Genomic DNA, 25,532 nt, shown 5'->3' on the forward strand with positions numbered 1-25,532 from the left:
TCGGCGCGCGGCGTAACTTCTTCGCGAGTGCTGCGAGAGTCCATCGTTGATGCCTTTTTTACGCTGCTTCGACAAATCGTTTGACCGGTTCGTCAGAACGTCGAACCGGATGGTCATACCGCAGCATTTTGCGCGTATGAACTGTTTTTGCTTCTTCCTACACTGTCATTCAAGGGTTCGGCCCGCAGGCGCCGCGCGCAACACGCGGCGCACTTCCCAAGCTCAGAGACAGCACATGGATAACAAGGAGAAGCAGATGAAAGTAGCTATCGTCGGCGCAGGTCTGATCGGTCACACCATTGCCCATATGCTGCGCGAGACGGGCGACTACGAAGTCGTCGCGTTCGACCGCGATCAGCACGCGCTCGACAAGCTCGCCGCCCAGGGCATTCCCACCCGCCGCATCGATTCGGCCGACGCCGCCGTGCTGCGCGCCGCGATCCAGGGCTTCGATGTGCTGATCAACGCGCTGCCGTACTACCTCGCGGTCAACGTCGCATCGGCCGCGAAGGGCGCGGATGTCCATTATTTCGACCTGACCGAGGACGTACGCGCGACGCACGCGATCCGCGCGATCGCCGCAGATGCCGATCACGCATTCATGCCGCAGTGCGGTCTCGCGCCGGGTTTCATCGGCATTGCCGCGCACGAGCTCGCGAATCGCTTCACGGAAATCCGCGACGTGAAGATGCGCGTCGGCGCGCTGCCCGAGTTTCCGACCAATGCGCTGAAGTACAACCTGACGTGGAGCGTCGACGGCCTGATCAACGAGTACTGCCAGCCGTGCGAGGCCATCCGCGATGGCCGCACGCAATGGGTGCAGCCGCTCGAAGGCCTCGAGCATTTCTCGCTCGACGGCACCGAGTACGAAGCGTTCAACACGTCGGGCGGGCTGGGCACGCTGTGCGAAACGCTGGCGGGCCGCGTCGAATCGCTCGACTACAAGTCGGTGCGCTATCCGGGTCATCGCAACCTGATGCAGTTCCTGCTCGAAGACCTGCGTTTGTCGAGCGACCGCGATACGCTGAAGACCATCATGCGCCGCTCGGTGCCGTCGACCGCGCAAGATGTCGTGCTGGTGTTCATCACCGTGAGCGGCATGCGCGACGGTCAGCTCGTGCAGGAGGTGTTCACGCGCAAGATCTTCGCGAAGACCGTCTGCGGCGTGCCGATGAGCGCGATTCAGATCACGACCGCTGGCGCGATGTGCGCGGTGCTCGATCTGTTCCGCGAGCGCAAGCTGCCGCAAAAGGGCTTCGTGCGCCAGGAGCAGGTGTCGCTCGGTGATTTTCTGGCGAACCGCTTCGGCAAGTTGTACGAAGGGCAGTCGCTGGAGGCGATGGCGACCGTTTGAGGCCGGCATGGCTCGCGTCGAATGAAAAATCCCCGTACGTCGCCGACGTACGGGGATTTTCCGTTTTTCAGCCATCATCGGGCCGGCGCGGCACTCGCCAGACACAAGGGAGGGCCGTCATCCAGCCACGATTTGCGCGACGAGCGCTTCATGGTCCGCCGAACTGGGCGCGGTATTGTCGAACATCAGCAGACCCTCGCGGCTCGCGCCGCTCGGCTCGAAGCGCCGCCGCCGGTAGTCGTCCCAGTGCGCTAGCTTGTACGCATCGTTGGGATTCGCGCGCGCGACGATCCGCTGCCGCGCCACGTCCTCCGAGGTCCGCACCCACACGACACGCAACCTCACGTCCGGCGCGACGCCGAGCCACGCATGATCGAACAGCCGCCGCTCGCGCACCTCGCGAGACAGCGGGCCGACGACCAACGCGCTGATGCCGAGTTCGAGATTGTCGCGCGCCGTATCAATGAGGCCGCGATACTCGGGGTCGCGCAGATGCTGCAGGAAAAGAGGGCTGTCGCGATCGTTCGGATTGCCGGTCAGCATCGCCATCGCGGCCGCGCTATAGCCGCCGTACAGCGTGTCCTTGTCGAGCAGGCAGAAGGGGGTGCCGCTCACTTTCATCAGCGGGCCGAGCAGTTTTTTCGCCAGCGTCGTCTTGCCCGTGCCCGCATGACCGCAAAAGAAAACCAGAGAAGTCACGCAGGCTTGTCCTCACGCGGCGCGGCGGCGTCATCGGGGCGCGGGTCGCGCGCGAACGTGCCGTTGGCCTCGAGCCACATCACGTTGATGATGCCGAAGCCGAGCGCCACACCCACGCCGAGAATCCAGGTGAAATACCACATCGCAGTCTCCTTGATCGTGCGTCCGGCGACGCGGATCGACAGGCATGCCGGCAACCGATGATGGCCAGCCGCGAGCGCGGCCGCCTGCACCGATCATGAAGAAGAACGCCGCGCCATGCAAGAGGCGCGGCGCCCGAGCTCCGTGCACCGTGGCTGGCGGAATGTCCGCGCGTTGCTATGATGCGCAACGATCATGCGTACGAGCGTACCGTGTCCGCCGAACCGGCGGACACGGAGCGGCGACCCACACCGCGTAGTCGGAAACTCGGGCCGCAATCGAGAGCACAGGGGAGAACCAGCATGCCGATGCGCCTGTCTTGCCGCTGCCGGGCCGCACGGATGGCCGGGTCCGCACGCCGCGCCGCGTTGGCCGCAGGCGTCGCGCTCAGCGTGCTCACGCTGGCCGGCTGCGCGTCGACGCCGGCCGAGCCGGTACCGTTCAAACCGGTGCCTGCCGAGCGCATCGTGAGACAGGGCTATACGGCGCCGGGCCCCGGCCTCGTCGCGGTGGACGTGCGGCGCGAGCGTTCGCGCGACGTGATCGTGCGGTTCCGCAATGCGCTCGTCTATATCGACGGCGAGCGCGTGACCGACCTGATGAACGGCGAGCACGTGGTGTTCTATCTGCGGCCCGGCGCGCATCGGATCGGCGTATCGACGCAGTTCGATCCGGTCATCGAGCTGAACTTCGTCGTGACGGCCGACCCGCGCTACACGAACCGCGCCTCGGTCACGTTCAACGACGATCACCGCATCGGCCTGCAGCGGGTCGCGCAGTAGCCTTTCGTCGAGCATTAACAATTGGAAACGCGCGGCTCACGCGGCGCGTCTTAACATGGCGGCTGATTCAAGCCGGCTGGAAGCGTGCTTGTCCGTTCATGCAGACCCGTCGACCGTCTTACGCAATGCTTACGTAAGAGGGTGGCGAGGTCTGCTTTTGTATGCAAGGTAATCCGAACATGCTGATCAATTGCGCCGCCTATCAGGACGGCCGGAAACTCGCCGACATCGATATCGACAGCATCAGCGACTACGTCGCGCGGCCCGAGTGCTTCGTCTGGGTCGCACTGAAAGACCCGGAGCCCGAGGAACTCGCGGCCATGAAAGACGAATTCAATCTGCACGAGCTCGCGATCGAAGACGCGCAACAAGGTCATCAGCGCCCGAAAATCGAGGAGTACGGCGATTCGCTGTTCACCGTGATGCACACGGTCGAGATGGACGAGCAGGGCGAATTCGTGATCGGCGAAGTCGACGTGTTCGTCGGCGCCAACTATGTGCTGTCGGTGCGGCGCGGCACGCGCACCGGCTTCAAGAGCGTGCGCGCGCGCTGCGAGCACGAGCCGCATCTGTTGAAGGAGGGCTCGGCGTTCGTGTTGTACGCGCTGATCGACGATGTGGTCGACCGTTATTTCCCGGTCGTGGAGGCGATGAGCACCGAGCTCGAAACGCTCGAGGACCGCATCTTCGAGAAGAACGATTCGGCCGCCTCGCGCGCGATCGTGCAGGACCTGTACACGATGAAGCGCCGGCTCGTGATCCTCCAGCACCATATCGTGCCGCTGCAGGAAGCGGTCGGCAAACTGACGGGCGGGCGCATTCCGAGCGTCTGCGCCGGCATGCAGGCGTACTTCCGCGACGTCTACGACCACCTCGACCGGATCGTCAGAACCATCGAGGGGCGTCGCGAAATCGTCGTCACGGCGGTGCAGGTGAACCTCGGCATGATCTCGCTCGCCGAGAGCGAAGTCACCAAGCGGCTCGGCTCGTTCGCCGCGCTGTTCGCGGTGCCGACCATGATCGCCGGCATCTACGGGATGAACTTCGAGCGCATTCCCGAGCTGCATTTCAAGTTCGGCTATCCGATCGTGCTGGCGGTGATGCTGGCGATCGACTTCGTGCTGTACCGGCGTTTTCGCAAGGCCGGCTGGCTGTAGCCGGCGCACCTTTCAATTTCCTCGGGTTTCACTTGCGGCGCGCGCGATACCAGGCCAGCATAAGCGGCCTGTGGGTCGCGCCGCACGCGACGCACAGGCGTCATCGACTGCACGAACTGAGCGAGGGAACCTTGCCACACGCTGCCCGGATCGATCGAGCGCATTGCGGCGCCGCAGATGTTGCGCGCCGGTGCGTTGCAACAGCGCGAATCGTTGACATTCCGAAGAGCTTGCGCTGAGAATGGCCCTCGCAAACGTTTGCGCATCACAAAAAATACGGCTCGCCCGCGAGCCTGACAACCTTGGAGATACGCATGAGCCATCGAACCCGTCGTCGCATTCTTGCCGCCGCAGTTCTCGCCACCGCCTCCGCCGTCCTGCCTTTTTCCGCCGCCCACGCGCAGAACGCCCCGGCTCATAAGCCGAAGGTCGCGCTCGTGATGAAGTCGCTCGCCAACGAGTTCTTCCTGACCATGGAGACCGGGGCGAAAGACTATCAGAAGCAGAACCCCGGCAAGTTCGACCTGATCACCAACGGCATCAAGGACGAAACCGACACCGCCAACCAGATCCGCATCGTCGAGCAGATGATCGTGTCGAAGGTCGACGCGATCGTGCTCGCGCCGGCCGATTCGAAGGCGCTCGTGCCGGTCGTCAAGAAGGCGGTCGACGCGGGCATCATCGTCGTCAACATCGACAACCGGCTCGATCCGGACGTGCTGAAGTCGAAAGACCTGAACGTGCCGTTCGTCGGCCCCGACAATCGCAAGGGCGCGCGGCTCGTCGGTGACTACCTCGCGAAGCGCCTGAAGGCCGGCGACGAGGTCGGCATCCTCGAAGGCGTGTCGACCACCACCAACGCGCAGCAGCGGACCGCGGGTTTCAAGGACGCGATGCAGGCAGTCGGCGCGAAAGTGGTGTCGGTGCAGTCGGGCGAGTGGGAAATCGACAAGGGCAACGCGGTCGCATCGGCGATGCTCAACGAGTATCCGAACCTGAAGGCGCTGCTCGCCGGCAACGACAACATGGCGATCGGCGCGGTGTCGGCCGTGCGCGCGGCCGGCAAGCAGGGCAAGGTGCTGGTGGTCGGCTACGACAACATCAACGCGATCCATCCGATGCTGAAGGACGGCCGCGTGCTCGCCACCGCCGACCAGTTCGCGGCGAAGCAGGCCGTGTTCGGGATCGATACCGCGTTGAAGGCATTGAGCGAAAACAAGAAGCAGTCGCAGCTGTCGGGCGTCGTCGAAACGCCGGTCGTTCTGGTGACGAAGGACACCCTGAAGTAAGCGCGCCGTGCCCGGCGTGAAGCACGAGCCGGGCGCAGCCGGAAAAGCGCACGCGAAGCCGCAAAAATCACCACGAATTATGGATAGCGTGTTTTAGAGGCAAGCCACCACCCAGCGATCCGCTTTTATTCAACGAACGCTCAAGAATCCCGCCGCACCGCCGTTAATCCCAGAGATAAGCGTCATGACGGCGGCTCGCGTGGTGAGAGGGAGCGCGGCCATGAGCAGCTGTGCATTCCGCGTAGTGGGGCGCCACGAAGGCGCCAGAAGCGCCATGTAACCAGGAGCGCGATGGATTCGACCGACCACGACGCCTTGCCTGTCGTACTGAGCGTCAGCGGCATCGGCAAGACCTATGCCGAACCCGTGCTCGCCGACGTATCGCTGTCGCTGCGAGCGGGCGAGGTATTGGCGTTGACCGGCGAGAACGGCGCGGGCAAGAGCACGCTGTCGAAGATCATCGGCGGGCTGGTCGAAGCGAGCGCGGGCACGATGCGGCTTGCCGACGCGCCGTACGCGCCCGCGAGCCGCACCGAGGCCGAGGCGCTCGGCGTGCGCATGGTCATGCAGGAGTTGAATCTGCTGCCTACGCTGTCGGTCGCCGAGAACCTGTTCCTGAACCGGCTGCCGCGTGCGGGCGCGTTCAGCTTCGGCTGGATCGATCGCGGCAAGCTGCGCGAGAACGCGCGCGAGGCGATGGCGCAGGTCGGGCTCGACGCGATCGATCCCGACACGCTGGTCGGCGAACTGGGCATCGGTCATCAGCAGATGGTCGAGATCGCCCGCAACCTGATCGACGACTGCCGCGTGCTGATCCTCGACGAGCCGACCGCGATGCTGACCGCGCGCGAGGTCGATCTGCTGTTCGAGCAGATCGGGCGGCTCAAGGCTCGCGGCGTCGCGCTCGTCTATATCTCGCACCGGCTCGAAGAGCTGGCGCGGGTCGCCGAACGGGTCGCGGTGCTGCGCGACGGCCGCCTCGTGCATGTCGACGCGATGGCGAACCTGACGAGCGAGCAGATCGTCACGTGGATGGTCGGCCGCGAGCTCGGCGAGCATATCGATCTCGGCGAGCGCAACATCGGCGCGCCGCTCCTGAAAGTGGAGCGGCTCGCGCGCGGCAAGCTCGTGCGCGACGTGTCGTTCGAGGTGCGCGCGGGCGAGATTTTCGGTGTGAGCGGACTGATCGGCGCGGGCCGCACCGAGCTGATGCGGCTCATCTACGGCGCCGACCGCAAGGACGGCGGCAGCGTGTCGCTCGCCGCGACGCCGGGCGCGCCGCCTACGCCGGTGCGAATCGACTCGCCGGCGGACGCGGTACGCGCGGGTATCGCGCTGATCACCGAAGACCGCAAGGGCGAAGGCCTGCTGCTGCCGCAACCGATCGCGGCCAACCTGTCGCTCGGCAATCTCGGCAGCGTCGCGCGGCACGGCCTCGTCGACGCGAAGCGCGAGAACGCGCTGGCGCACAAGCAGATCGCCGCGATGCGGATTCGCAGCTCGGGGCCCGCGCAGGTTGTCGGCGAGCTGTCGGGCGGCAACCAGCAGAAGGTCGTGATCGGCCGCTGGCTCGCGCGCGACTGCCGCGTGCTGTTGTTCGACGAACCGACGCGCGGCATCGACGTCGGCGCGAAGTTCGATATTTACGGCCTGATGGGCGCGCTCGCTCGCGACGGCCGCGCGCTCGTCGTGGTGTCGAGCGATCTGCGCGAACTGATGCTGATCTGCGACCGGATCGGCGTGATGTCGGCGGGCAGCATGACAGGCGTGTTCGAGCGCGCGAGCTGGAGCCAGGATGCGCTGCTCGCGGCTGCGTTCGCCGGCTACCGCGGCCGTGACGCGCTGCTGCACACGCACGGCGTCAACGAAGCAGGGAGTCTGTGATGACCGATCAATCGTGGCGCGAGGCGGCGGGTGTCAAACAGGACGGCAAGTTGGACGGCCAGCAGGACGGCAAGCAGGACGGCAAGCAAGGCGGTGCGCCGGACGCGCCCGCCGTGACGCCGCCCGCCGATCGGTCGGCCCCGCTCGCGAGCGGCAAGCCGGCCGGCACGCGGCTCGGCTTTTCGAACTACCTGGGCCTCGCCGGCGCGCTGCTCGCGATGATCGTGCTGTTCTCGCTGCTGAGTTCGCACTTTCTGACCTACGACACGTTCAGCACGATCGCGAACCAGATTCCGGATCTCGTCGTGATGTCGGTCGGCATGACCTTCGTGCTGATCATCGCGGGGATCGATCTGTCGGTGGGCTCGGTGCTCGCGCTCGGGGCGTCGGTGGTCAGCGTGGTGACGCTGAAGTGGGGCTGGGGGCCAGCTGCCGGCGCGCTGCTCGGGGTCGCGGTCGCGGCGCTGACCGGCACCGTGACCGGCGCGGTGACGGTGGGCTGGCGAATTCCGTCGTTCATCGTGTCGCTCGGCGTGCTCGAGGCGGCGCGCGGCATGGCGTATCAGATGACCAATTCGCGCACCGCGTATATCGGCGATGCGTTCGATTTTCTGTCGAACCCGATCGCGCTTGGCATCTCGCCGGCCTTTCTGATCGCGGTCGCGGTGATGGTGATCGCGCAACTGGTGCTGACGCGCACGGTGTTCGGGCGCTATCTGGTCGGGATCGGCACCAACGAGGAAGCGGTGCGGCTCGCGGGCGTCAATCCGCGGCCGTACAAGGTGATCGTGTTCGCGCTGATGGGCGCGCTGTCCGGACTCGCGGCGCTGTTCCAGATCTCGCGGCTCGAGGCGGCCGATCCGAATGCGGGTGTCGGCCTGGAGCTGCAGGTGATCGCGGCGGTCGTGATCGGCGGCACGAGCCTGATGGGCGGGCGTGGTTCGGTTATCAGCACGTTCTTTGGCGTGCTGATCATTTCGGTGCTGGCGGCGGGCCTCGCGCAGATCGGCGCGAACGAGCCGACCAAGCGCATGATCACGGGCGCGGTGATCGTGGTGGCGGTGGTGCTCGATACGTACCGCAGCCGTCGCAAACGCGCCTGAGATGGGAGCCGCGGCGCAACGATGATTGAGTGCATGGGATCGGAGTAAGCGCTAAAGCGCTAACTCCGTTCGACCGCGATGAAACTGCATGGGATCGGAGTAAGCGCTAAAGCGCTAACTCCGTTCGACAGGAGAGCAACAGGTTATGACGACGATCAAGGATGTAGCGGCGGTGGCGGGCGTGTCGTTCACGACGGTATCGCACGTCGTGAACAACTCGCGGCCGGTGTCGGCCGATGTGCGCGCGAAAGTCGAGCACGCGATCCGTCAACTGCACTATGTGCCGTCGGCGGTCGCGCGCTCGCTGAAGGCGCGCTCGACAGCGACGATCGGACTGGTGGTGCCGAACAGCACGAACCCGTATTTCGCGGAGCTCGCGCGCGGCATCGAGGACGGCTGCGCGCGCAATGGCTACTGCGTGTTCTTCTGCAACTCCGACGATGACCCCGCGAAGCAGCGCAACTATCTGCGCGTGCTGCAGGAAAAACGCATCGACGGATTGATCGTCGCGTCGGCCGGCGACGACGCCGTGCTCGCGCAGGCGCTCGCCGACGCGCGCGAGCCGCTCGTGGTGGTGGACCGCAACATCGAGGGAGTCAGCGCGGACCTCGTGCAGATCGATCACGAGAAGGGCGCGTATCTGGCCACCCGTCATCTGCTCGAGCTCGGGCATGTGCGGATCGGTTGCATCACGGGGCCGGTGCAGACCGCGGTCAGCGCGATGCGGGTGCACGGCTTCATTCGCGCGATGGCCGAGCGTGGCATCGAGATTCCGGCCGATGCGATCGTCGAAAGCGATTTTTCGGGGACGGGCGGACATCGCGCGGCCGCGCAGCTGTTCGATACGGTCAGGCCGTCGGCGGTTTTCGCGGGCAACGACATGATGGGCATCGGCGCGTTGCGCGCGGCGGCGGAGCGCAATATCAGCGTGCCGCGCGATTGCTCGATCATCGGTTTCGACGATATCGAGCTGGGCCGCTTCACGTTCCCGTCGCTGTCGACGGTCGGACAGTCGGTGCGCGCGCTTGGCGACACGGCCGCGCAGACGCTGATCGACCGGATCGCCGAGGCGTCGTCGAACAGCACCACGCGAGCGCCTGCGCGCCGCCGCGTGGTGTCGCCGCGGCTGATCGTGCGGGAGTCCACCGCGACATGGGCGGGCGAGGAACGGCGGGATCTGGCGGCCTGATGCGCCGGATCAAGGACGCATGAGGGGTGCTCGAAGGACGCGCGCGCAATCGCGACGCGACCCGTCGCGCAACGGAGGACACTCGAATGGCAAGAAACCCAACGCGCGCACGCGTCACGGTGGTCGGTAGTCTGAACATGGACCTCGTGGTGCGTTCGCCACGCCTGCCCCAACCGGGCGAGACGCTGGCCGGCCGCGGCTTCGCGCAGGTCGCGGGCGGCAAGGGCGGCAACCAGGCGGTCGCGGCCGCGCGGCTCGGCGCGCAGGTGTCGATGCTCGGCTGCGTCGGTGCCGATGCGAATGGCGCGCAGCTGCGCGCGGGCCTCGAAGCGGAGCGCATCGACTGCGCCGCGCTCGAAACCGGCAGGGAGCCGAGCGGTGTTGCGCTGATCGTCGTCGACGATGCGAGCCAGAACACGATCGTGATCGTCGCGGGCAGCAACGGCGAGCTCACGCCGGCCACCATCGCGCGACACGAAGCGACGCTCGCCGCCGCCGCCGTCGTGATCTGTCAGCTCGAAACCCCGCCCGAATCAGTGCGCGCGGCGCTGGCGGCGGCGCGGCGGCTCGGTAAGACCGTGATCCTGAATCCGGCGCCCGCCACCGGCCCGTTGCCGGCCGACTGGCTGCCGCTGATCGACTACCTGATTCCGAACGAACTCGAAGCCGCCGCGCTGAGCGGTCTCCCCGTCGACTCGCCCGAGGACGCCGCACGGGCCGCCGCCGCATTGCGCGCGGCCGGCGCGCGCAACGTGCTGGTCACGCTCGGTGCGCGCGGCGTGCATGCGTCGCTCGAAGGCGCGGCCGCGACGCTGTACGACGCGCCGCGCGTCGAGGCGGTCGACACGACCGCGGCCGGCGACACCTTCATCGGCGGCTTCGCGGCGCAGCTCGCGCAGGGCGCGAGCGTCGATGCGGCGATCCGCTTCGCGCAGCGCGCCGCCGCGCTATCGGTGACGCGCGCGGGCGCACAGCCATCGATTCCGACGCGCTCCGAGGTCGACGCATCGGACTGACGCCGCGGCGGCATTGGCACCGCGCACGCTGCCTGATCGAACTGTCCTGCCACCGCTTCGGGCGACTCCGAACGGCTCGCATCTCCACCCATTCCCGCCAACACAACGTCAAAAATCGTGCTTTGACGAATATCGCCGCGTTTCCCTGCGCGCCGCGAACACACTCATTTCCAGTCAACTTGCTTTCAACGTCTTACAACGTCTTTGTTCATACTTTTAAATGCTTCAAGTCTATGAGTGCGCTGCCGTAAACGAAATTAGAGCGCTCTTTCAAAAAAGCGCCGGACCCAACACACGCCGCTCCCACGCTGCGTAGGCAGCAGCCTCTCATTGAGTACAGCACACAGGACCAAGCATGTTGAATAAAGGCATCACGATCAAGGCGCGAATTGGCCTCACGATGGCGTTCCTCGCCGCGTTGCTGGTTGCGATCGGCGTTTTCGGTCTGTTCGGCATGAGCCGTTCGAACGACGCCTATGAGGACACGTTCACCAACGCGATGCCGGGCGCGGTGAACATCGGCAACGCGGAAATCTACGCGGCGCGCGAACGACTCGCGCTCGACCGCGCCGCGTTCCTGGTCGGCACACCGGAAGCGGCCACCACCATCGAGCGCGGGCGCATGCTCGGGGGCACGTCCGACACGTGGTGGAAAAAATATCTCGATTTGCCACGCGACGCGGACGAAGACCGGCTTGCGCAGGACGTCGCCGCGAAGCGCAACGCGCTGCATCAGCAACTCGAAACGTTCGCGGCGGCGATCACGGCGAACGATCAGGGCAAGCTGGTCGAGCACGCGAAGAATCTGCAGGTCGTCTTCAACGACCTCGTCGGCGCCGACGACGCGCTGCGCAAATACCAGTTCGATTCGGCCAGGCAGGGCTACGACTCCGCGCAGAGCAGTTTCCAGACGTTCCGCGTGGTCAGCATCGGCGCGCTGGTGGTCGGCGTGCTGGCGGCGGCGCTGTCGTATCTGACGCTGAGCCGCGCGATCGCGCGTCCGCTCGACGAAGCGCTCGGCCACTTCGATGCGATTGCGGCCGGCGATCTGCGTCGTCCGGTGATCGCGACATCGCGCGACGAAATGGGGCAACTGCTCGAAGGAATCGCCAGAATGCAGCGCAGCCTCACCGAAACGGTGCGCAGCGTGCGCGGCGGTAGCGAGTCGATCGCGACCGCGACGCGCCAGATCGCGGCGGGCAACATCGACCTGTCGTCGCGGACCGAGGAGCAGGCGTCGGCGCTGCAGGAAACCGCCTCGAGCATGGAGCAGCTGACCGGTACGGTGCGGCAGAATGCCGACAACGCGCGCCAGGCGAGCGCGCTCGCGGCCAACGCGTCCGAGATCGCCAACAAGGGTAGCGCGGTGGTCGGCCAGGTGGTCGGCACGATGGGCGACATCAACCAGAGCTCGGCGAAGATCGCCGACATCATCTCGATCATCGAGGGCATTGCCTTCCAGACCAACATCCTCGCGTTGAACGCAGCCGTCGAGGCGGCGCGCGCCGGCGAGGAGGGGCGCGGCTTCGCGGTCGTCGCGGGCGAAGTGCGCAGCCTCGCGCAGCGTTCGTCGGCGGCGGCCAAGGAGATCAAGGAGCTGATCGATACGTCGGTCGAGCGCGTGCAGTCGGGCTCGGCGCTCGTCGACGAGGCCGGCCGCACGATGAGCGAAATCATCAGCGCGGTGCAGCGCGTGTCCGACATCATGGGCGAGATCGCGGCGGCGTCGGAGGAGCAGAGCGGCGGCATCGACCAGGTCGCGCGCGCGGTCACGCAGATGGACGAGGTCACGCAGCAGAATGCGGCGCTTGTCGAGGAAGCGGCCGCCGCCGCGTCGTCGCTCGAGGAGCAGGCGGCGCGGCTGCGCAGCGCGGTCGCGGTGTTCCAGGTCGACGACAGCGGCCGTGGCGGTCACGAAGCGGCGTCGGCGCTTGCGGCGCCGAAGCGCCCGGTGTCCACGCGCCCGGTCGCTACACGCGCACGCAAGCTCGCGCCGGCTACCGCGCAGGCGGCGTTGCCGGCGAAGGCATCGAACCCGGCCGGGGGCGCTGTCGCGCCGCAGGTAGCGGCCGCGCCCACGCCCACGCGCGCGCCGGCCAGGTCCGCGGCGACGGCCGGCAGCGACCAGGATTGGGAGACCTTCTGAGCTGGCTCGGATCAGGTGTACATGGGCGGCGGCGCTGTCGTGCGTCAGGTGAGTCGAGACGCGACGTTCGGCGCAACAGCCGTTCGCGTTCCCGTTCGCTAGCTGTCCGGCATCCGCGTCGCACCCGCGACGATCGCTTCGCGAAAAGCCGCGCCTGGACACCCCATGCGCGGTTTTTTTTCAGCTCCGGCAAGAATTAACGTTTGCGCGGCGCCGCCTTTCACCGGCGCGTGTCGCGATCCGGTACATTGACGGGCACGGCCCCGATCCGTTTGCGCGGCGCGCGGCTGCCCGCACCTCCAACAGGTGGTTCCCACATATTGCTACGTCCTGCGAACCCTGCCATGCGCCAGCCACAAAGAACCGACATGACGCGATACGATCTTGCGCAACGCCTCGTCGAGGCGCGCCGGCAGCGCCGGCCGATCGACGCGCCCGCACCCGACAGCCTGCCGCCCGACGCGGCGACCGCCTACGCGATCCAGCAGGCGGTGATCGAGGGCCTCGGCGAGTCGACCGGCGCTTGGAAGATCGGCGCGAAGTCGCCGGGCGGCGCCGCGTCGGGCGCACCGATTCCGGCCTCGCTGGTGATGCCGTCGCCAGCGAGGCTCGCGCATGACGGCTTCTTTCGCGTGCTGGTGGAGCTCGAGATCGCGTTCCGCTTCGACGTGACGATCGAGCCGCGCGCTCAGGCGTATGCGCGCGACGAGGTACTATCGAAGGTCGGCGCCGTGCTGCCGGCCATCGAGATCGTCGACAGCCGCTTCGCCGAATGGCCGAACGTCGCGCCGCTCGCGCAGTTGGCCGACGCGCAGAACAACGGCGCGCTGATCACCGGCCATCCGGCCGTCTATGCGAGCCTCGCGCGCGGCTTCGACTTCGTATCGCCGGAACTGGAGCTGAGTTTCAACGGCCGCTCGCTGATACCGGAAGTGACCGGCAATCCGGCAGGCGATCCGCGCGAGCTGCTCGTGTGGTTCGTCAACCATTGCGCGGCGATGGGCATCACGATCGAGCGCAACTGGACCTTGACCACCGGTTCATACGTCGGCGCGCACAAGATCGACGAACCCGGCATCGTGCGTGGTCATATCGACGGATTGGGTGAAGTGGAAATTGAACTGACCTGATCGGATGCTGCGGCGCTTGTAACCGCAAATTACAACGCTTGATTCCAAACGGCTGCCCGCGTGCAGCCGTTTTTATTTTGGCGAATTTGAAACGGTGGCAGTCTTTGAATCGTCAACCTGTTCGAATGCATTTGTTGCAACTTTGCCGCTTCCACACCTATGAGAGCGCCGCGAGTTCGTCACGTGCATGCTTTTGGTGACGAAGTGTGCGTGCGCAGACAGCCGCATTTTGGCGGAGGGTCGACGGTGCGGGTACGGGATGTGCAATAGCAACGCGGTGACTTGACGCGATGCAGCGGTCCGGCGAAGTCGTGCAGGAGCACTGACTAGCGATGCGGTGCTGAAGAAAGTAGCGATACAGCGGTGCAGCAGATGATGTGACTGGTTGCTGCATGAGTAAAAAAAATTGTAGGTGGTCGAATCTCTGTTTCCAAGTGAGGATTGTAGCGGTGGCGGTTACGGCGCGATTTTCGCAACGTAGTCCGTGAAAAAAAATTTAAAAGGGTTTAGGATGAATTCGAGCGATGTCGTTTCCGAATAGCGCGCCGCGCACGACATCGCCCCAGACTTCGGCGAGGAGGTAGCATGGATATCTACAGCAGTTTCGCGACCCGCTTCGAGAAAACACGGGAGGACGAACTCTCGCTCGAGGAGTATCTCGCGCTCTGCAAAGACAATCCCGCCGCGTACGCCACTGCGGGCGAACGCATGTTGACGGCAATCGGAGAACCGGAACAGATCGACACTCGCAACGATCCGCGTTTATCGCGTATCTTCGCGAACAAGGTCATCAAGGTATACCCCGCATTCCGTGAATTCTACGGAATGGAAGAGGTGATCGAGCAGGTGGTCGCCTACTTCCGGCATTCGGCCCAGGGGCTCGAAGAAAAGAAGCAGATCCTGTATCTGTTAGGACCGGTCGGCGGCGGCAAGTCGTCGATCGCGGAACGTCTGAAGCAATTGATGGAACGCGTGCCGTTCTATGCGATCAAGGGCTCGCCCGTCAACGAATCGCCGCTCGGTCTGTTCGACTACGAGGAAGACGGTCCGATCCTCGAAGAGCAATATGGCATTCCTCGTCGCTACCTGCGAGGCATTCTGAGTCCGTGGGCGGTCAAGCGCCTGCACGAGTACAACGGCGACATCCGCAAGTTCCGCGTGGTGCGCCGCTATCCGTCGATCCTTCGCCAGATCGCTATCTCGAAGACCGAACCGGGCGACGAGAACAATCAGGACATTTCGTCGCTGGTCGGCAAGGTCGACATCCGCAAGCTCGAACAGTACGCGCAGGACGATGCCGACGCGTACAGCTACTCGGGCGGCCTGTGCCTCGCCAATCAGGGCCTGCTCGAGTTCGTCGAAATGTTCAAGGCGCCGATCAAGGTGTTGCACCCGCTGCTCACGGCGACCCAGGAAGGCAACTTCAAGGGCACGGAAGGCTTCGGCGCGATTCCGTTCGACGGCATCATCCTCGCTCACTCGAACGAATCGGAATGGAAGGCATTCCGCAACAACCGTAACAACGAGGCACTGCTCGACCGGATCTTCGTCGTCAAGGTGCCGTACTGCCTGCGCTATAGCGAAGAGGTCAAGATCTACGAGAAGCTGCTGCGCAACTCGTCGCTCGCCAGCGCGGTCTGCGCGCCGGGCACGCTGAAGATGATGGGGCAGTTGTCCGTGCTCACGCGTTTGCACGAGCCGGAGAACTCGAGCCTGTTCTCAAAGATGCAGGTCTACGACGGCGAGAATCTGAAGGACACGGACCCGAAGGCGAAGTCGTATCAGGAGTATCGCGACTTCGGGGGCGTCGACGAAGGCATGACCGGCGTGTCGACTCGCTTCGCGTTCAAGATTCTGTCGCGCGTGTTCAACTTCGACTCGACCGAGGTCGCGGCCAATCCGGTGCATCTGATGTACGTGCTCGAACAGCAGATCGAACGCGAGCAGTTCCCGCCGGAAACCGAGCAGAAGTATCTGTCCTTCATCAAGGACGTGCTCGCGTCGCGCTATGCGGAGTTCATCGGCAAGGAGATTCAGACCGCGTACCTGGAGTCGTACTCCGAGTACGGTCAGAACATCTTCGACCGCTATGTCACGTACGCGGACTTCTGGATCCAGGATCAGGAGTTCCGCGACCACGACACCGGCGAAAGCTTCGACCGTGCCGCGTTGAACGCCGAGCTGGAGAAGATCGAGAAGCCCGCGGGCATCAGCAATCCGAAGGACTTCCGCAACGAGATCGTGAATTTCGTGCTGCGTGCGCGGGCTGCGAATGCGGGCAAGAACCCCGCGTGGATCAGCTACGAGAAGCTGCGCGTCGTGATCGAAAAGAAGATGTTCTCGAACACGGAAGAGCTGTTGCCGGTGATCTCGTTCAACGCGAAAGGCTCGGCCGAAGAGCAGCGCAAGCATGAAGACTTCGTCAATCGCATGGTGGCGAAGGGCTATACGCCGAAGCAGGTGCGCTTGCTGTGCGATTGGTATCTGCGCGTGCGCAAGTCGTCATGATGCGCGCATGATACTCATGGTGTGCCGCCCGTACGGTTCGACCGTACGGGCAACCGGCGAGGCGCAAGCCGCATAGCATTGCACTGCGCGGCGGGCGTCTCGCGCACCCGAAATATTAGTGCGGCCGCAGGGAATCGCGGTTGCATGGACGGGAGACCGGGCGTGCTTCATCAAATCATCGACCGCAGGTTGGCAGGCAAGAACAAGAGTATTGCGAACCGTGAGCGCTTTTTGCGCCGCGTCAAAAGCTATATTCGTCGTGCCGTTTCGGAGGCGGTGCGCGATCGCAGCATCAAGGACATCCAGAACACCCAGAGCATCACCATTCCGCGCAAGGACATCGCGGAGCCGTCGTTCCGTCATGGACCGGGCGGCCGGCGCGAGATGGTGCATCCCGGCAACTCGGACTACATCCGCGGCGACAAGATCCAGCGCCCGCAAGGCGGTGGCGGCGGCGGAGGCAGTCAGGCCAGCAACGAGGGCGAGGGTCAGGACGACTTCGTGTTCGAGCTGAGCCGCGAAGAGTTCATGCAGTATTTCTTCGACGACCTCGAACTGCCGCGTCTCGTCAAGACCCATCTGATGGCCGTGCCGACGTGGAAAAGCGTCCGCGCGGGCTGGGCCGCGGAGGGCACGCCAAACAATATCGACGTGGTGCGCTCGTTGCGCAGCGCGCTCGGCCGGCGCATCGCGCTCGGCGCGCCGCTCGTCAACCAGCTGCACGAAATGGAGCGGCAGCTGGAAGAGCTGAAGGCCGATCCCGCCGATCGCCGCGACGAGATCAAGCTGCTCGAAGACGACATCCACCATCTGAAAGGACGCATCTGGCGGATCCCGTTCATCGATCCGTTCGATCTGCGCTACGTGAATCGCGTGAAGCAGCCTACGCCGTCGAGCCAGGCGGTGATGTTCTGCCTGATGGACGTGTCCGGTTCGATGGACGAGCAGCGCAAGGATCTCGCGAAGCGCTTCTTCATCCTGCTGTACCTGTTCCTGAAGCGTAACTACGAGCGCATCGAAGTCGTGTTCATCCGCCACCACACGCGCGCCGAGGAAGTCGACGAAGACACGTTTTTCCACTCGACCGAAAGCGGCGGCACCGTGGTGTCGAGCGCGCTCGAACTGATGCGCAAGGTGATGGACGAGCGCTACTCGCCGACTGAATGGAACATTTACGGCGCCCAGGCGTCCGACGGCGACAACTGGACCGACGACTCGCCGAAGTGCCGCAAAATACTCTCGGATGACATCCTGGAGAAGGTGCGGTATTTTGCGTATATTCAGGTGACGCCCGAAGAGCAGAATCTGTGGCTCGAATACGCGCAACTGGCGCTGTCGCAACCGCACATGGCGATGAAGAAGGTCGAAACCGCGGCCGATATTTATCCGGTGTTTCGCGAGCTGTTCGAGAAGCAGGCGGCGACTTCCTGATGGGATACTGGTGGCGCACGAAGCGCCTGAACGACGAAGCGCGCGGCGATTCGTACGACAAGGGGTGACCCGCCGTATGATCGCGCCGCAGCGCAACAAAGGCGTGCCGCAGCGACAGTCGGGGCATGCCGAGGCGTGAGCGGCCAGCACGGGAGCCGCTCACGCCGGAGCAGTCCGCGATGCTGCAGCACGGGACACACCGGAACGCCCAACGAGGGCAAAGGGAAGTCCGTATGAACGTAGCCGATAGACGGCCTCTGCCGTGCCCGTCCGACTGGACCTTCGAATTGATCGAAGAGTACGACTCGCATATTGCCCGCGTTGCGGAGCAATACGAACTCGACGTATATCCGATCCAGCTCGAACTCATCAGCGCCGAACAGATGATGGATGCCTATGCGTCCGTCGGCATGCCGGTGAACTACCGTCACTGGTCGTTCGGCAAACATTTCCTTGCTACCGAAAAAAGCTATCGCCGCGGCCAGATGGGGCTCGCGTACGAAATCGTCATCAATTCGAACCCCTGCATCGCCTATCTGATGGAAGAGAACACGATGACGATGCAGGCGCTCGTCATCGCGCATGCGGCCTATGGTCACAACTCGTTCTTCAAGGGCAACTATCTGTTCGGCTTATGGACGGACGCGCACGCGATCATCGACTACCTCGTCTACGCAAAGAATTACATCGCGGAATGCGAGGAGCGCTATGGGCTCGATCGCGTCGAGGAATTGCTCGACTCGTGCCACGCGCTGATGAATTACGGCGTGGACCGCTACAAGCGGCCGCAGAAGCTGTCGCTCCAGAAGGAGTTCGCCGCGCGTCGCGAACGTGAGGCGTATCTGCAGTCGCAGGTCAACGAGTTGTGGCGCACGTTGCCCACGCGCCATACGCCGCTGCCCGAAGAGGTCGAGGGGCGCTATCCGCCCGAGCCGCAGGAAAACCTGCTGTATTTCGCGGAGAAAAACGCGCCGCTGCTCGAAGCGTGGGAGCGCGAGGTGATCCGGATCGTGCGCAAGATCGGTCAGTACTTCTATCCGCAGCGGCAGACCCAGGTGATGAACGAAGGCTGGGCGACGTTCTGGCACTACACGCTGCTCAATACGATGTACAACCAGGGCAAGCTCGAAGACGGCTTCATGATGGAGTTTCTCCATTCACACAGCAACGTCGTCTATCAGCCGCCGGTCACGAAGCCGTATTACAGCGGCATCAATCCGTATGCGCTGGGCTTTTCGATGATGAGCGATATCCGGCGCATCTGCGAAGCGCCGACCGACGAAGACCGCAAGTGGTTTCCGAATCTGGCCGGCAGTCCGTGGCTGCCCGCGATGCACTACGCGATGCGCAACTTCAAGGACGAGAGCTTCATCGCGCAGTATCTGTCGCCGCATCTGATCCGCGAAATGCGCCTGTTCTCGGTGCTCGACGACGACATGCGCGACGCGCTCGAAGTGTCGGCGATTCACGACGATAGCGGCTACCAGTACGTGCGCCAGGCGTTGTCGCGGCAGTACGACATGCATCACCGTGAGCCGAACATTCAGGTGTGGGCCGTCAATACACGCGGCGATCGCAGCCTGACGTTGCGGCATTTCATGAGCGATAACCGGCACCTGTCGTCGGATAGCGAAGAGGTGCTCAAGCACATGGCGCGCTTGTGGCAGTTCGACGTGTACCTCGAGAGCGTCGACGAAAACGGTACCGTCAGAAAACGCTACGACTGCCGCTATATGCCGCCGTCCGTGAGAATATGAGCGCCGCCTGACTCCCGCCTGAGCGGTCCGTGTCGCCCGTCAAGCCCCTGCCAGTCCCCAACTGGCAGGGGCTTCGTTCTTCTGGTGCGCAAATCCGGCCGACCCAGGGCTTTCATCAGGCCACGCTGACAAAGAACCTTCCCGTGCTTTCATTTATGTAAAATTCGCGCACCCGCGACGGCCGCTCAGGCTGGGCGCGCGACATCAAGGCGGCGCCACGACCGTCCTCCTCGTTTAAATAAGGAAAGACACCAGCATGAACGACCAAACCGAACAATACGTCGTGGCCTCGGCGCACGACACACGGCGCCGCATTTTTGCAATCGTCGGCGCTTCATCGGGCAATCTCGTCGAGTGGTTCGACTTCTATGTGTATTCGTTCACGGCGCTTTACTTCGCGCCGTCGTTCTTCCCGAGCGGCAACACGACCACGCAGTTGCTGAACACGGCCGGCGTGTTCGCTGCGGGCTTCCTGATGCGGCCGATTGGCGGCTGGTTCTTCGGGCGGCTCGCCGACAAACGTGGTCGCCGCACCGCGATGATGGTGTCGGTATTCATGATGTGCGGCGGCTCGCTGGTGATCGCGATGCTCCCCACCTACGCGCAGATCGGCGCGCTCGCGCCGGCGTTGCTGCTGCTCGCGCGGCTGTTGCAGGGGCTGTCGGTGGGCGGCGAATACGGCACCAGCGCGACCTATATGAGCGAAGTCGCGTTGAGGGGCCGGCGTGGCTTTTTCGCGTCGTTCCAGTATGTGACGCTGATCGGCGGCCAACTGTGCGCGCTGCTCGTGCTCGTGACCCTGCAACAGACGCTGACGACCGAAGAGCTGAAGGCGTGGGGCTGGCGTGTGCCGTTCGTGATTGGCGCCTTCGCCGCGTTGATCGCGCTCTATCTGCGTAAATCCCTTGATGAAACCACCACCGCGGCGATGCGCCAGCGCAAGGAAGCGGGCACGCTGCGCGGGCTGTGGGAGCACAAGAGCGCGTTCATGACGGTGCTCGGCTTCACGGCCGGCGGCTCGCTGATCTTCTATACGTTCACCACCTACATGCAAAAGTACCTGGTCAACACGGCCGGCATGCACGCGAAGACCGCGAGCTCGGTGATGACCGCCGCGTTGTTCGTCTACATGCTGATGCAGCCGGCGTTCGGCGCATTGTCGGACCGCATCGGGCGGCGCCGCTCGATGCTGTGTTTCGGCCTGTTCGCGACGCTTGGCACGGTGCCGCTGCTGCATGCGCTGAAAGACGTGACGAGCCCGTATGCGGCCTTCGCGTTGGTCGTGGTGGCGCTCGCGATCGTCAGCTTCTATACGTCGATCAGCGGCCTGATCAAGGCGGAAATGTTTCCACCGCAAGTGCGTGCGCTTGGCGTAGGGCTGTCGTATGCGCTCGCCAATGCGATCTTCGGCGGCTCGGCGGAATATGTCGCGCTGTGGCTGAAGTCCGCCGGTGTCGAGACGATGTTCTTCTGGTACGTGACGGCGCTGTGTGCACTCGCGGGTATCGTGTCGCTGCGCATGCGCGATCCCTCGTCGGAAGGGTATCTGCGGCACGAGCCGTGAACCGCTAGTCGGACACGGCGAAACGTCGTGCCGCGATGGCAGCGTTCAGGCGGCGGTCCAGGGCAACCGGGCCGCCGTTTTTCATGGCATCGACGTTTGCGCGTCAATCCGCAAGCGAGGAGCAGCGCGCTTCGCTTAATTGACGACGATCCGTGTCCCCCACGCATGCAGCAGGTCGCGCAAGCTCTCGGCCTGTTCCATCGTCGACGAACTCATCGACCCTCGCGGCCTCATTCACCGTGACCGCGCCAACCGCCGCGACGGTCGCCATCGACGGCGTCGCCGCTACGCCGGCGACAGCATCGGCCGCGGCGCGCGGCATCGGCAGACGGCCACGCCAGGCCGCGCGCGCCAGCATCAGCAGATGGTAGTAAAGCCGCGCGCTAAAGCCGTAGTTGTAGGCGAACAGATGCGCGCGCGCGATGCGCCAGCCCGCGCGCGCCTCGCCGTTTCTCGCGTGAATCGACACCACGATCGGTACGAGCCGCCGCAGCGCCTGCCGCCGCGACGGTTCGAGCGGCGCCGCCAGACGCAGCGACTTCACGAACGCATAGGCGCTCAACGTTGCGGCCATGCTCGTGCCGCGCGAGCTGTGCGAGACCGACGTCGCGGTCTTCCGATACACCGACACGTAGTCGTGCAGATAAAACACCTCGCGCGCGGCCAGGCATAGCTCGGTGCCGAACACGTAGTCGCAGCAGACGCCATACCGCGCGTCGTAGCCGACCCGCTTGACGAGCCGCGCGTCGGCCATCCAGCCATTGTTCGGAAACATCTGGATCAGGCCGGTGCGGCCCGCGAGCGGCTGGAGACCCTCGCGGGCCTCGGTGCGCCGGAACGCCTCGTTCAGGCGCGCGCTCGCGGCGAGATCGATCGCGCCGTCGTGATCCGCTTCGTATTGCGCACCGAATGCCGCATCGAGCCGCGGATAGCGCTGCCATAACGACACGAGTTTGTCGACGGCGTCGCTCGTCAGCAGATCGTCGTCGTGGATCAGCAGGATCTTGTCGCCGCGCGCCCGCTCGAACAGGCTCGACACATTGCGCGCCTGGCCAAGCGGCGGCTCGTGCTTCTCGTAGCGCACGCGCGGCTCGTCGCGGTAACGCTGCAAGACCAGTTGCCGCGAGCGCGCGTCCGTCGAATCGTCGCCAATCACGATTTCGACATGCGGATAGCTTTGCGCGAGGCACGAGTCGACGCATTCGATCAGCAGGTCGGGACGATTGCAGGTGGGCACGCAGACGGACACATGGGCGAGCGCCGCACGGGCGAGGGGAGAACTTGACGCGTTGGACATGATGACGCCTTTTATCGATCGGAAGCGGCCAAAACCGGCGGAAAGCGGCAGCCGGTTCGCAGGGCGCACACCTTGCTGCAAGCAGCAAAATAGTCCAAGGCGTCAAAAAAATATTCGGTAAAAATGAGGAAGAAATGTTTGCTTACAGAAAGGTGCTGGAAGGGAAAAGTGATGCGGCCCGGATGCACGACGCAGCCAAGGCCGCTCCGATATAGGGTTCTATTTTTTCAACCGACTGACGGTTCGCCCTCGCCGGGCTTTTTGCCCGGACGGTCCGCCGGAGACTGCTTGTGACCTTCGTCGTGGCGCTCGGGCATCTTGCTCTTCGCGTTGTCGCTATGCACGGCGCGGTGCGGATGCGCGAAATCCTCGGTCTGGGCGCTGGCCTCGCTTTTCGATTCGTTGTCGGCCGCGCTTTTTGCTTCGCCTTGGGATTTTTCCGTCGTTTTGCTCATCGCTGCTCTCCTGGAGGGAAGACAAGCCTCCGGCAGCAAGAGGCGGACCCGGGCGGGAGCAAACAGACGTTCCGCGCTCAGGCAACCGCGTGGCGCGGCCTGCCGCCCGTCAGCGACATGATGAAGTCGAGAAACACGCGCACCTTGGCCGGCGGATGGTGCCGCGACGGATACAGCGCATACAGCGGGTACACCTCGTCGCCCCAATCCGGAAAGAGCTCGATCAGCTTGCCGCTCGCAAGCAGCGACTCCGCACCGAGCGCGAGAATCTGCGCGATGCCCTGGCCCGCGATGCATACGCTATGCAGCGTGCCGACGTCGTTGACGGTCAGCCGCCCCTGCGGCGTCAGCGCGAGCTGCTTGCGGCCGCGATGGAATTCCCAGCTGAACGGATAACCGGTGAGCGGATCGCGAAACTTGATGCAGATATGCCGGCCGTCTTCGAGCTCGCCCGGATTCGCCGGCTTGCCATGCTTCTTCAGATACGACGGCGCCGCGACGGTCAGGATGCGCGTATCGAGCAGCTTGCGGGCGACGAGCGTCGACACCGGCGGGTCGCCGAAGCGGATCGCGACATCGAAGCCGTCCCCGACCATGTCGCCCAACTGGTCGCGCGTGACGAGTTCGAGCTGCAGGTCCGGATGTTTGTCGATGAAGCCGCCGAGGCGCGGCCCGAGCACCAGCCGCGAAAAGAACGGGTCCATGTTGACGCGCAGACGCCCGCGCACCGCGGTCGCGCCGTGCGCGGCGGAGGCGGCCGCTTCCTCGAGTCCGCCGAGCAGCGGCACGATCTGCTCGTAGAAACGCCGGCCTTCGTCGGTCAGCGTGACCGAGCGCGTGGTGCGGTCGAACAGACGAATGCCGAGGCGTGCTTCGAGCCGGGCGACCGAGCGGCTTACGCCCGATTGCGACATGTCGAGCGCTTCACCGGCGGCCGCGAAACTGCCGCAATCGACGATCGCAGTCAGGACGCCCATGCCGTTCAGCACGCGCTCATCAAATGGCATCGGGGCTCCCTGCCTGGTAGCCATGGATGCCCGACATGCTAACGCTAAGACCTTTCGAATGCATGCGCCGGCACGCGATGAAACGCGTCGGGTCTCAACGCGCCGCGCTCGGCGCAGCCTGGCCGCGAATCACGCGCGTGCCAGACGGGTCGTCGAGGTGGCGAAAGATCCACGCGGACACGAGCGTGATCGCGCCGACGCACACGAATGCGAGCCGGAAGCCGAGCGCCGCCGACCATTGCGCCGCGAACAGATTGACGAGCCCGCCGCCGATCGACACGCCAAGCCCGATCGCAAGCATCTGCACCATCGAGAACAGGCTATTGCCCATGCCGGCGTCTTCGTGCGACAGGTCCTTCAGCGTGACACTGTTCATCGCCGCGAACTGCATCGAGTTGGCCGCGCCGAACACCGCGAGGATCGCGATTTCGATCACGAGCGGTGTGCCGAGCGAAATCAGCGAGAACGCGACGATTGCCGAGCCGACGATGACCGTGTTGACGAGCAGGAACGTGTCGTAGCCGTAGCGGCGCACGAGCGGCGCAATCCAGCGTTTCGCGAGCGTGCCGGCGAGTGCCGCGGGCAGCATCATCAGACCCGAGTGCAGCGGCGAGTAGCCGAGCTGCAATTGCAGCAGCAGCGGCACGAGGAACGGCACCGCGCTCGAACCGACCCGGCATACGAGGTTGCCGATCAGGCCGACGCTGAAGTTCGGCTCGCCGAACAGCGACAGCTTGAACAGCGGATCGCGGCGGTTTCTGGCGTACGGAATGTAGGCGAGCGCGCTGGCGACGGCCAACGCGAACAGCCCCGCCGACCACGCCGCGCGATGCGAGGGGACCGGCGCGTCGATCGCGAGCGAAAACGCGATCATGCACGACGACAGCAGGGCGCAGCCGATCACATCGAACGGCGGCGCCTGCGCCTCGTCATGCGACGGCAGAAAGCGATGCACCGCGTACAGACCGAGCGCGCCGATCGGCACGTTGATCAGAAAGATCCAGTGCCACGTGATCGCCTGCACGAACCAGCCGCCGAGCGTTGGCCCGGCGATCGGGCCGAGCTGCCCCGCGATCGATATGAACGCGAGCGCCGACACGTATTGCTCGCCCGACACGCTGCGCAGCACCGCGAGGCGTCCGATCGGCAGCAGCATCGAGCCGCCGAGGCCTTGCAGCACGCGCGCCATCACGAGCTGGCCGAGCGTGTGCGCGCTCGAGCAGCAGATCGAGCCGAGCACGAATACGAGAATGGCGGCGAAATAGACGCGGCGGGTGCCGAAGCGGTCGGCAAGCCAGCCGGAGGCGGGCGTCAGCATCGCCATCGTCAGCGTGTAGGCGACGACGACCGGTTGCATCGCGAGCGGCGCGACGCGCAGGCTGTTCGCGATCGACGGCAGCGCGGTGTTGACGATCGTCGTGTCGAGCGACTGCATGAAGAAGCCGGCGGCGACGATCCATAGTAGGGCAGTTTGAGAGGAATCCTTGGTCATGTTTTCGACAGTGGGCGCGGCGGCGGCAAAGCGCCGCCAGAGCGGGGCCAGGCGGAATTCCGTCATCTTATTGACATCCTCGTCAATCGGGAACCCCACTAAGCCCGCTGACTGTTATCGACAATGCCGAT

20 protein-coding genes are annotated in these 25,532 nt (G+C 64.6%); 14 read left to right on the forward strand and 6 right to left on the reverse strand.

The annotated features are described in order from the left end of the window. Positions 1 to 256 precede the first annotated feature (256 nt). Positions 257 to 1,354, forward strand: coding sequence for a saccharopine dehydrogenase family protein (locus F6X37_RS05090; protein ID WP_187610529.1), 1,098 nt, complete (start codon positions 257 to 259; stop codon positions 1,352 to 1,354). Positions 1,355 to 1,471: 117 nt separating this feature from the next. On the opposite strand, the gene F6X37_RS05095 is transcribed toward F6X37_RS05090, so the two are convergent. Together F6X37_RS05095 and cydX are read right to left on the reverse strand one after the other, a co-directional pair. Further along, positions 1,472 to 2,053, reverse strand: coding sequence for an AAA family ATPase (locus F6X37_RS05095; RefSeq protein ID WP_187610530.1), 582 nt, complete (start codon positions 2,051 to 2,053; stop codon positions 1,472 to 1,474). Then, positions 2,050 to 2,196 (reverse strand): cytochrome bd-I oxidase subunit CydX, encoded by a 147-nt coding sequence (cydX, locus tag F6X37_RS05100; protein WP_184056699.1) that lies wholly within the window; start codon positions 2,194 to 2,196, stop codon positions 2,050 to 2,052. The genes F6X37_RS05095 and cydX overlap by 4 nt, the downstream gene beginning before the upstream one ends. A 339-nt stretch (positions 2,197 to 2,535) precedes the next feature. Here cydX and F6X37_RS05105 point away from each other — a divergent pair, with 339 nt between their 5' ends. The 13 genes from F6X37_RS05105 (at position 2,536) to F6X37_RS05165 (ending at position 21,150) form a co-directional block, all read left to right on the forward strand. Then, positions 2,536 to 2,976: a hypothetical protein gene (locus F6X37_RS05105; protein WP_262419805.1), complete on the forward strand. Its 441-nt coding sequence runs from the start codon at positions 2,536 to 2,538 to the stop codon at positions 2,974 to 2,976. A 179-nt stretch (positions 2,977 to 3,155) separates the two neighbouring features. Beyond that, positions 3,156 to 4,133: a magnesium/cobalt transporter CorA gene (corA, locus tag F6X37_RS05110; protein ID WP_187610532.1), complete on the forward strand. Its 978-nt coding sequence runs from the start codon at positions 3,156 to 3,158 to the stop codon at positions 4,131 to 4,133. 314 nt (positions 4,134 to 4,447) lie between these two features. After that, positions 4,448 to 5,422, forward strand: coding sequence for a sugar ABC transporter substrate-binding protein (locus F6X37_RS05115; protein WP_184022717.1), 975 nt, complete (start codon positions 4,448 to 4,450; stop codon positions 5,420 to 5,422). A gap of 291 nt (positions 5,423 to 5,713) precedes the next feature. Then, positions 5,714 to 7,306, forward strand: coding sequence for a sugar ABC transporter ATP-binding protein (locus tag F6X37_RS05120; RefSeq protein ID WP_187610533.1), 1,593 nt, complete (start codon positions 5,714 to 5,716; stop codon positions 7,304 to 7,306). Beyond that, positions 7,306 to 8,409 carry an ABC transporter permease gene (locus F6X37_RS05125; RefSeq protein ID WP_187610534.1) on the forward strand — a complete coding sequence of 368 codons (1,104 nt, stop codon included), beginning with the start codon at positions 7,306 to 7,308 and terminating at the stop codon, positions 8,407 to 8,409. Before F6X37_RS05120 ends, F6X37_RS05125 begins: the two co-directional genes overlap by 1 nt. 145 nt (positions 8,410 to 8,554) lie before the next feature. After that, on the forward strand, positions 8,555 to 9,598 hold the full coding sequence (locus F6X37_RS05130) for a LacI family DNA-binding transcriptional regulator (RefSeq protein ID WP_187610535.1): 1,044 nt from the start codon (positions 8,555 to 8,557) through the stop codon (positions 9,596 to 9,598). Positions 9,599 to 9,684: 86 nt separating this feature from the next. Continuing rightward, positions 9,685 to 10,614: a ribokinase gene (rbsK, locus tag F6X37_RS05135; protein ID WP_187610536.1), complete on the forward strand. Its 930-nt coding sequence runs from the start codon at positions 9,685 to 9,687 to the stop codon at positions 10,612 to 10,614. A gap of 355 nt (positions 10,615 to 10,969) precedes the next feature. Continuing rightward, positions 10,970 to 12,760, forward strand: a complete 1,791-nt coding sequence (locus tag F6X37_RS05140) for a methyl-accepting chemotaxis protein (RefSeq protein ID WP_187610537.1) — start codon at positions 10,970 to 10,972, stop codon at positions 12,758 to 12,760. A 368-nt stretch (positions 12,761 to 13,128) separates the two neighbouring features. Then, positions 13,129 to 13,890 carry a 2-keto-4-pentenoate hydratase gene (locus F6X37_RS05145; RefSeq protein WP_187610538.1) on the forward strand — a complete coding sequence of 254 codons (762 nt, stop codon included), beginning with the start codon at positions 13,129 to 13,131 and terminating at the stop codon, positions 13,888 to 13,890. Positions 13,891 to 14,475: 585 nt separating this feature from the next. After that, positions 14,476 to 16,398: a PrkA family serine protein kinase gene (locus F6X37_RS05150; RefSeq protein ID WP_184056670.1), complete on the forward strand. Its 1,923-nt coding sequence runs from the start codon at positions 14,476 to 14,478 to the stop codon at positions 16,396 to 16,398. Between the two features lie 162 nt (positions 16,399 to 16,560). Further along, the gene (locus F6X37_RS05155; protein ID WP_187610539.1) at positions 16,561 to 17,829 is read left to right on the forward strand and encodes a YeaH/YhbH family protein; all 1,269 of its coding nucleotides are present in this window, start codon (positions 16,561 to 16,563) and stop codon (positions 17,827 to 17,829) included. A gap of 233 nt (positions 17,830 to 18,062) precedes the next feature. Then, positions 18,063 to 19,586: a SpoVR family protein gene (locus F6X37_RS05160; protein WP_184049337.1), complete on the forward strand. Its 1,524-nt coding sequence runs from the start codon at positions 18,063 to 18,065 to the stop codon at positions 19,584 to 19,586. A gap of 256 nt (positions 19,587 to 19,842) precedes the next feature. Continuing rightward, on the forward strand, positions 19,843 to 21,150 hold the full coding sequence (locus F6X37_RS05165) for an MFS family transporter (RefSeq protein ID WP_187610540.1): 1,308 nt from the start codon (positions 19,843 to 19,845) through the stop codon (positions 21,148 to 21,150). A gap of 103 nt (positions 21,151 to 21,253) precedes the next feature. On the opposite strand, the gene F6X37_RS05170 is transcribed toward F6X37_RS05165, so the two are convergent. The 4 genes from F6X37_RS05170 to F6X37_RS05185 form a co-directional block, all read right to left on the reverse strand. Then, complete coding sequence (locus F6X37_RS05170; RefSeq protein WP_262419806.1) at positions 21,254 to 22,447, reverse strand: glycosyltransferase family 2 protein; 1,194 nt, start codon at positions 22,445 to 22,447, stop codon at positions 21,254 to 21,256. A 227-nt stretch (positions 22,448 to 22,674) separates the two neighbouring features. Further along, positions 22,675 to 22,902, reverse strand: a complete 228-nt coding sequence (locus tag F6X37_RS05175) for a hypothetical protein (RefSeq protein ID WP_018417758.1) — start codon at positions 22,900 to 22,902, stop codon at positions 22,675 to 22,677. 77 nt (positions 22,903 to 22,979) lie between these two features. Next, positions 22,980 to 23,909 carry a LysR family transcriptional regulator gene (locus F6X37_RS05180; RefSeq protein ID WP_187610541.1) on the reverse strand — a complete coding sequence of 310 codons (930 nt, stop codon included), beginning with the start codon at positions 23,907 to 23,909 and terminating at the stop codon, positions 22,980 to 22,982. A 94-nt stretch (positions 23,910 to 24,003) separates the two neighbouring features. Then, positions 24,004 to 25,401, reverse strand: a complete 1,398-nt coding sequence (locus F6X37_RS05185; RefSeq protein WP_222944762.1) for a DHA2 family efflux MFS transporter permease subunit — start codon at positions 25,399 to 25,401, stop codon at positions 24,004 to 24,006. Positions 25,402 to 25,532: the final 131 nt, after the last annotated feature.

The organism is Paraburkholderia sp. 31.1 (assembly GCF_014397645.1).
In the GTDB taxonomy this organism is placed as follows: domain Bacteria; phylum Pseudomonadota; class Gammaproteobacteria; order Burkholderiales; family Burkholderiaceae; genus Paraburkholderia; species Paraburkholderia tuberum.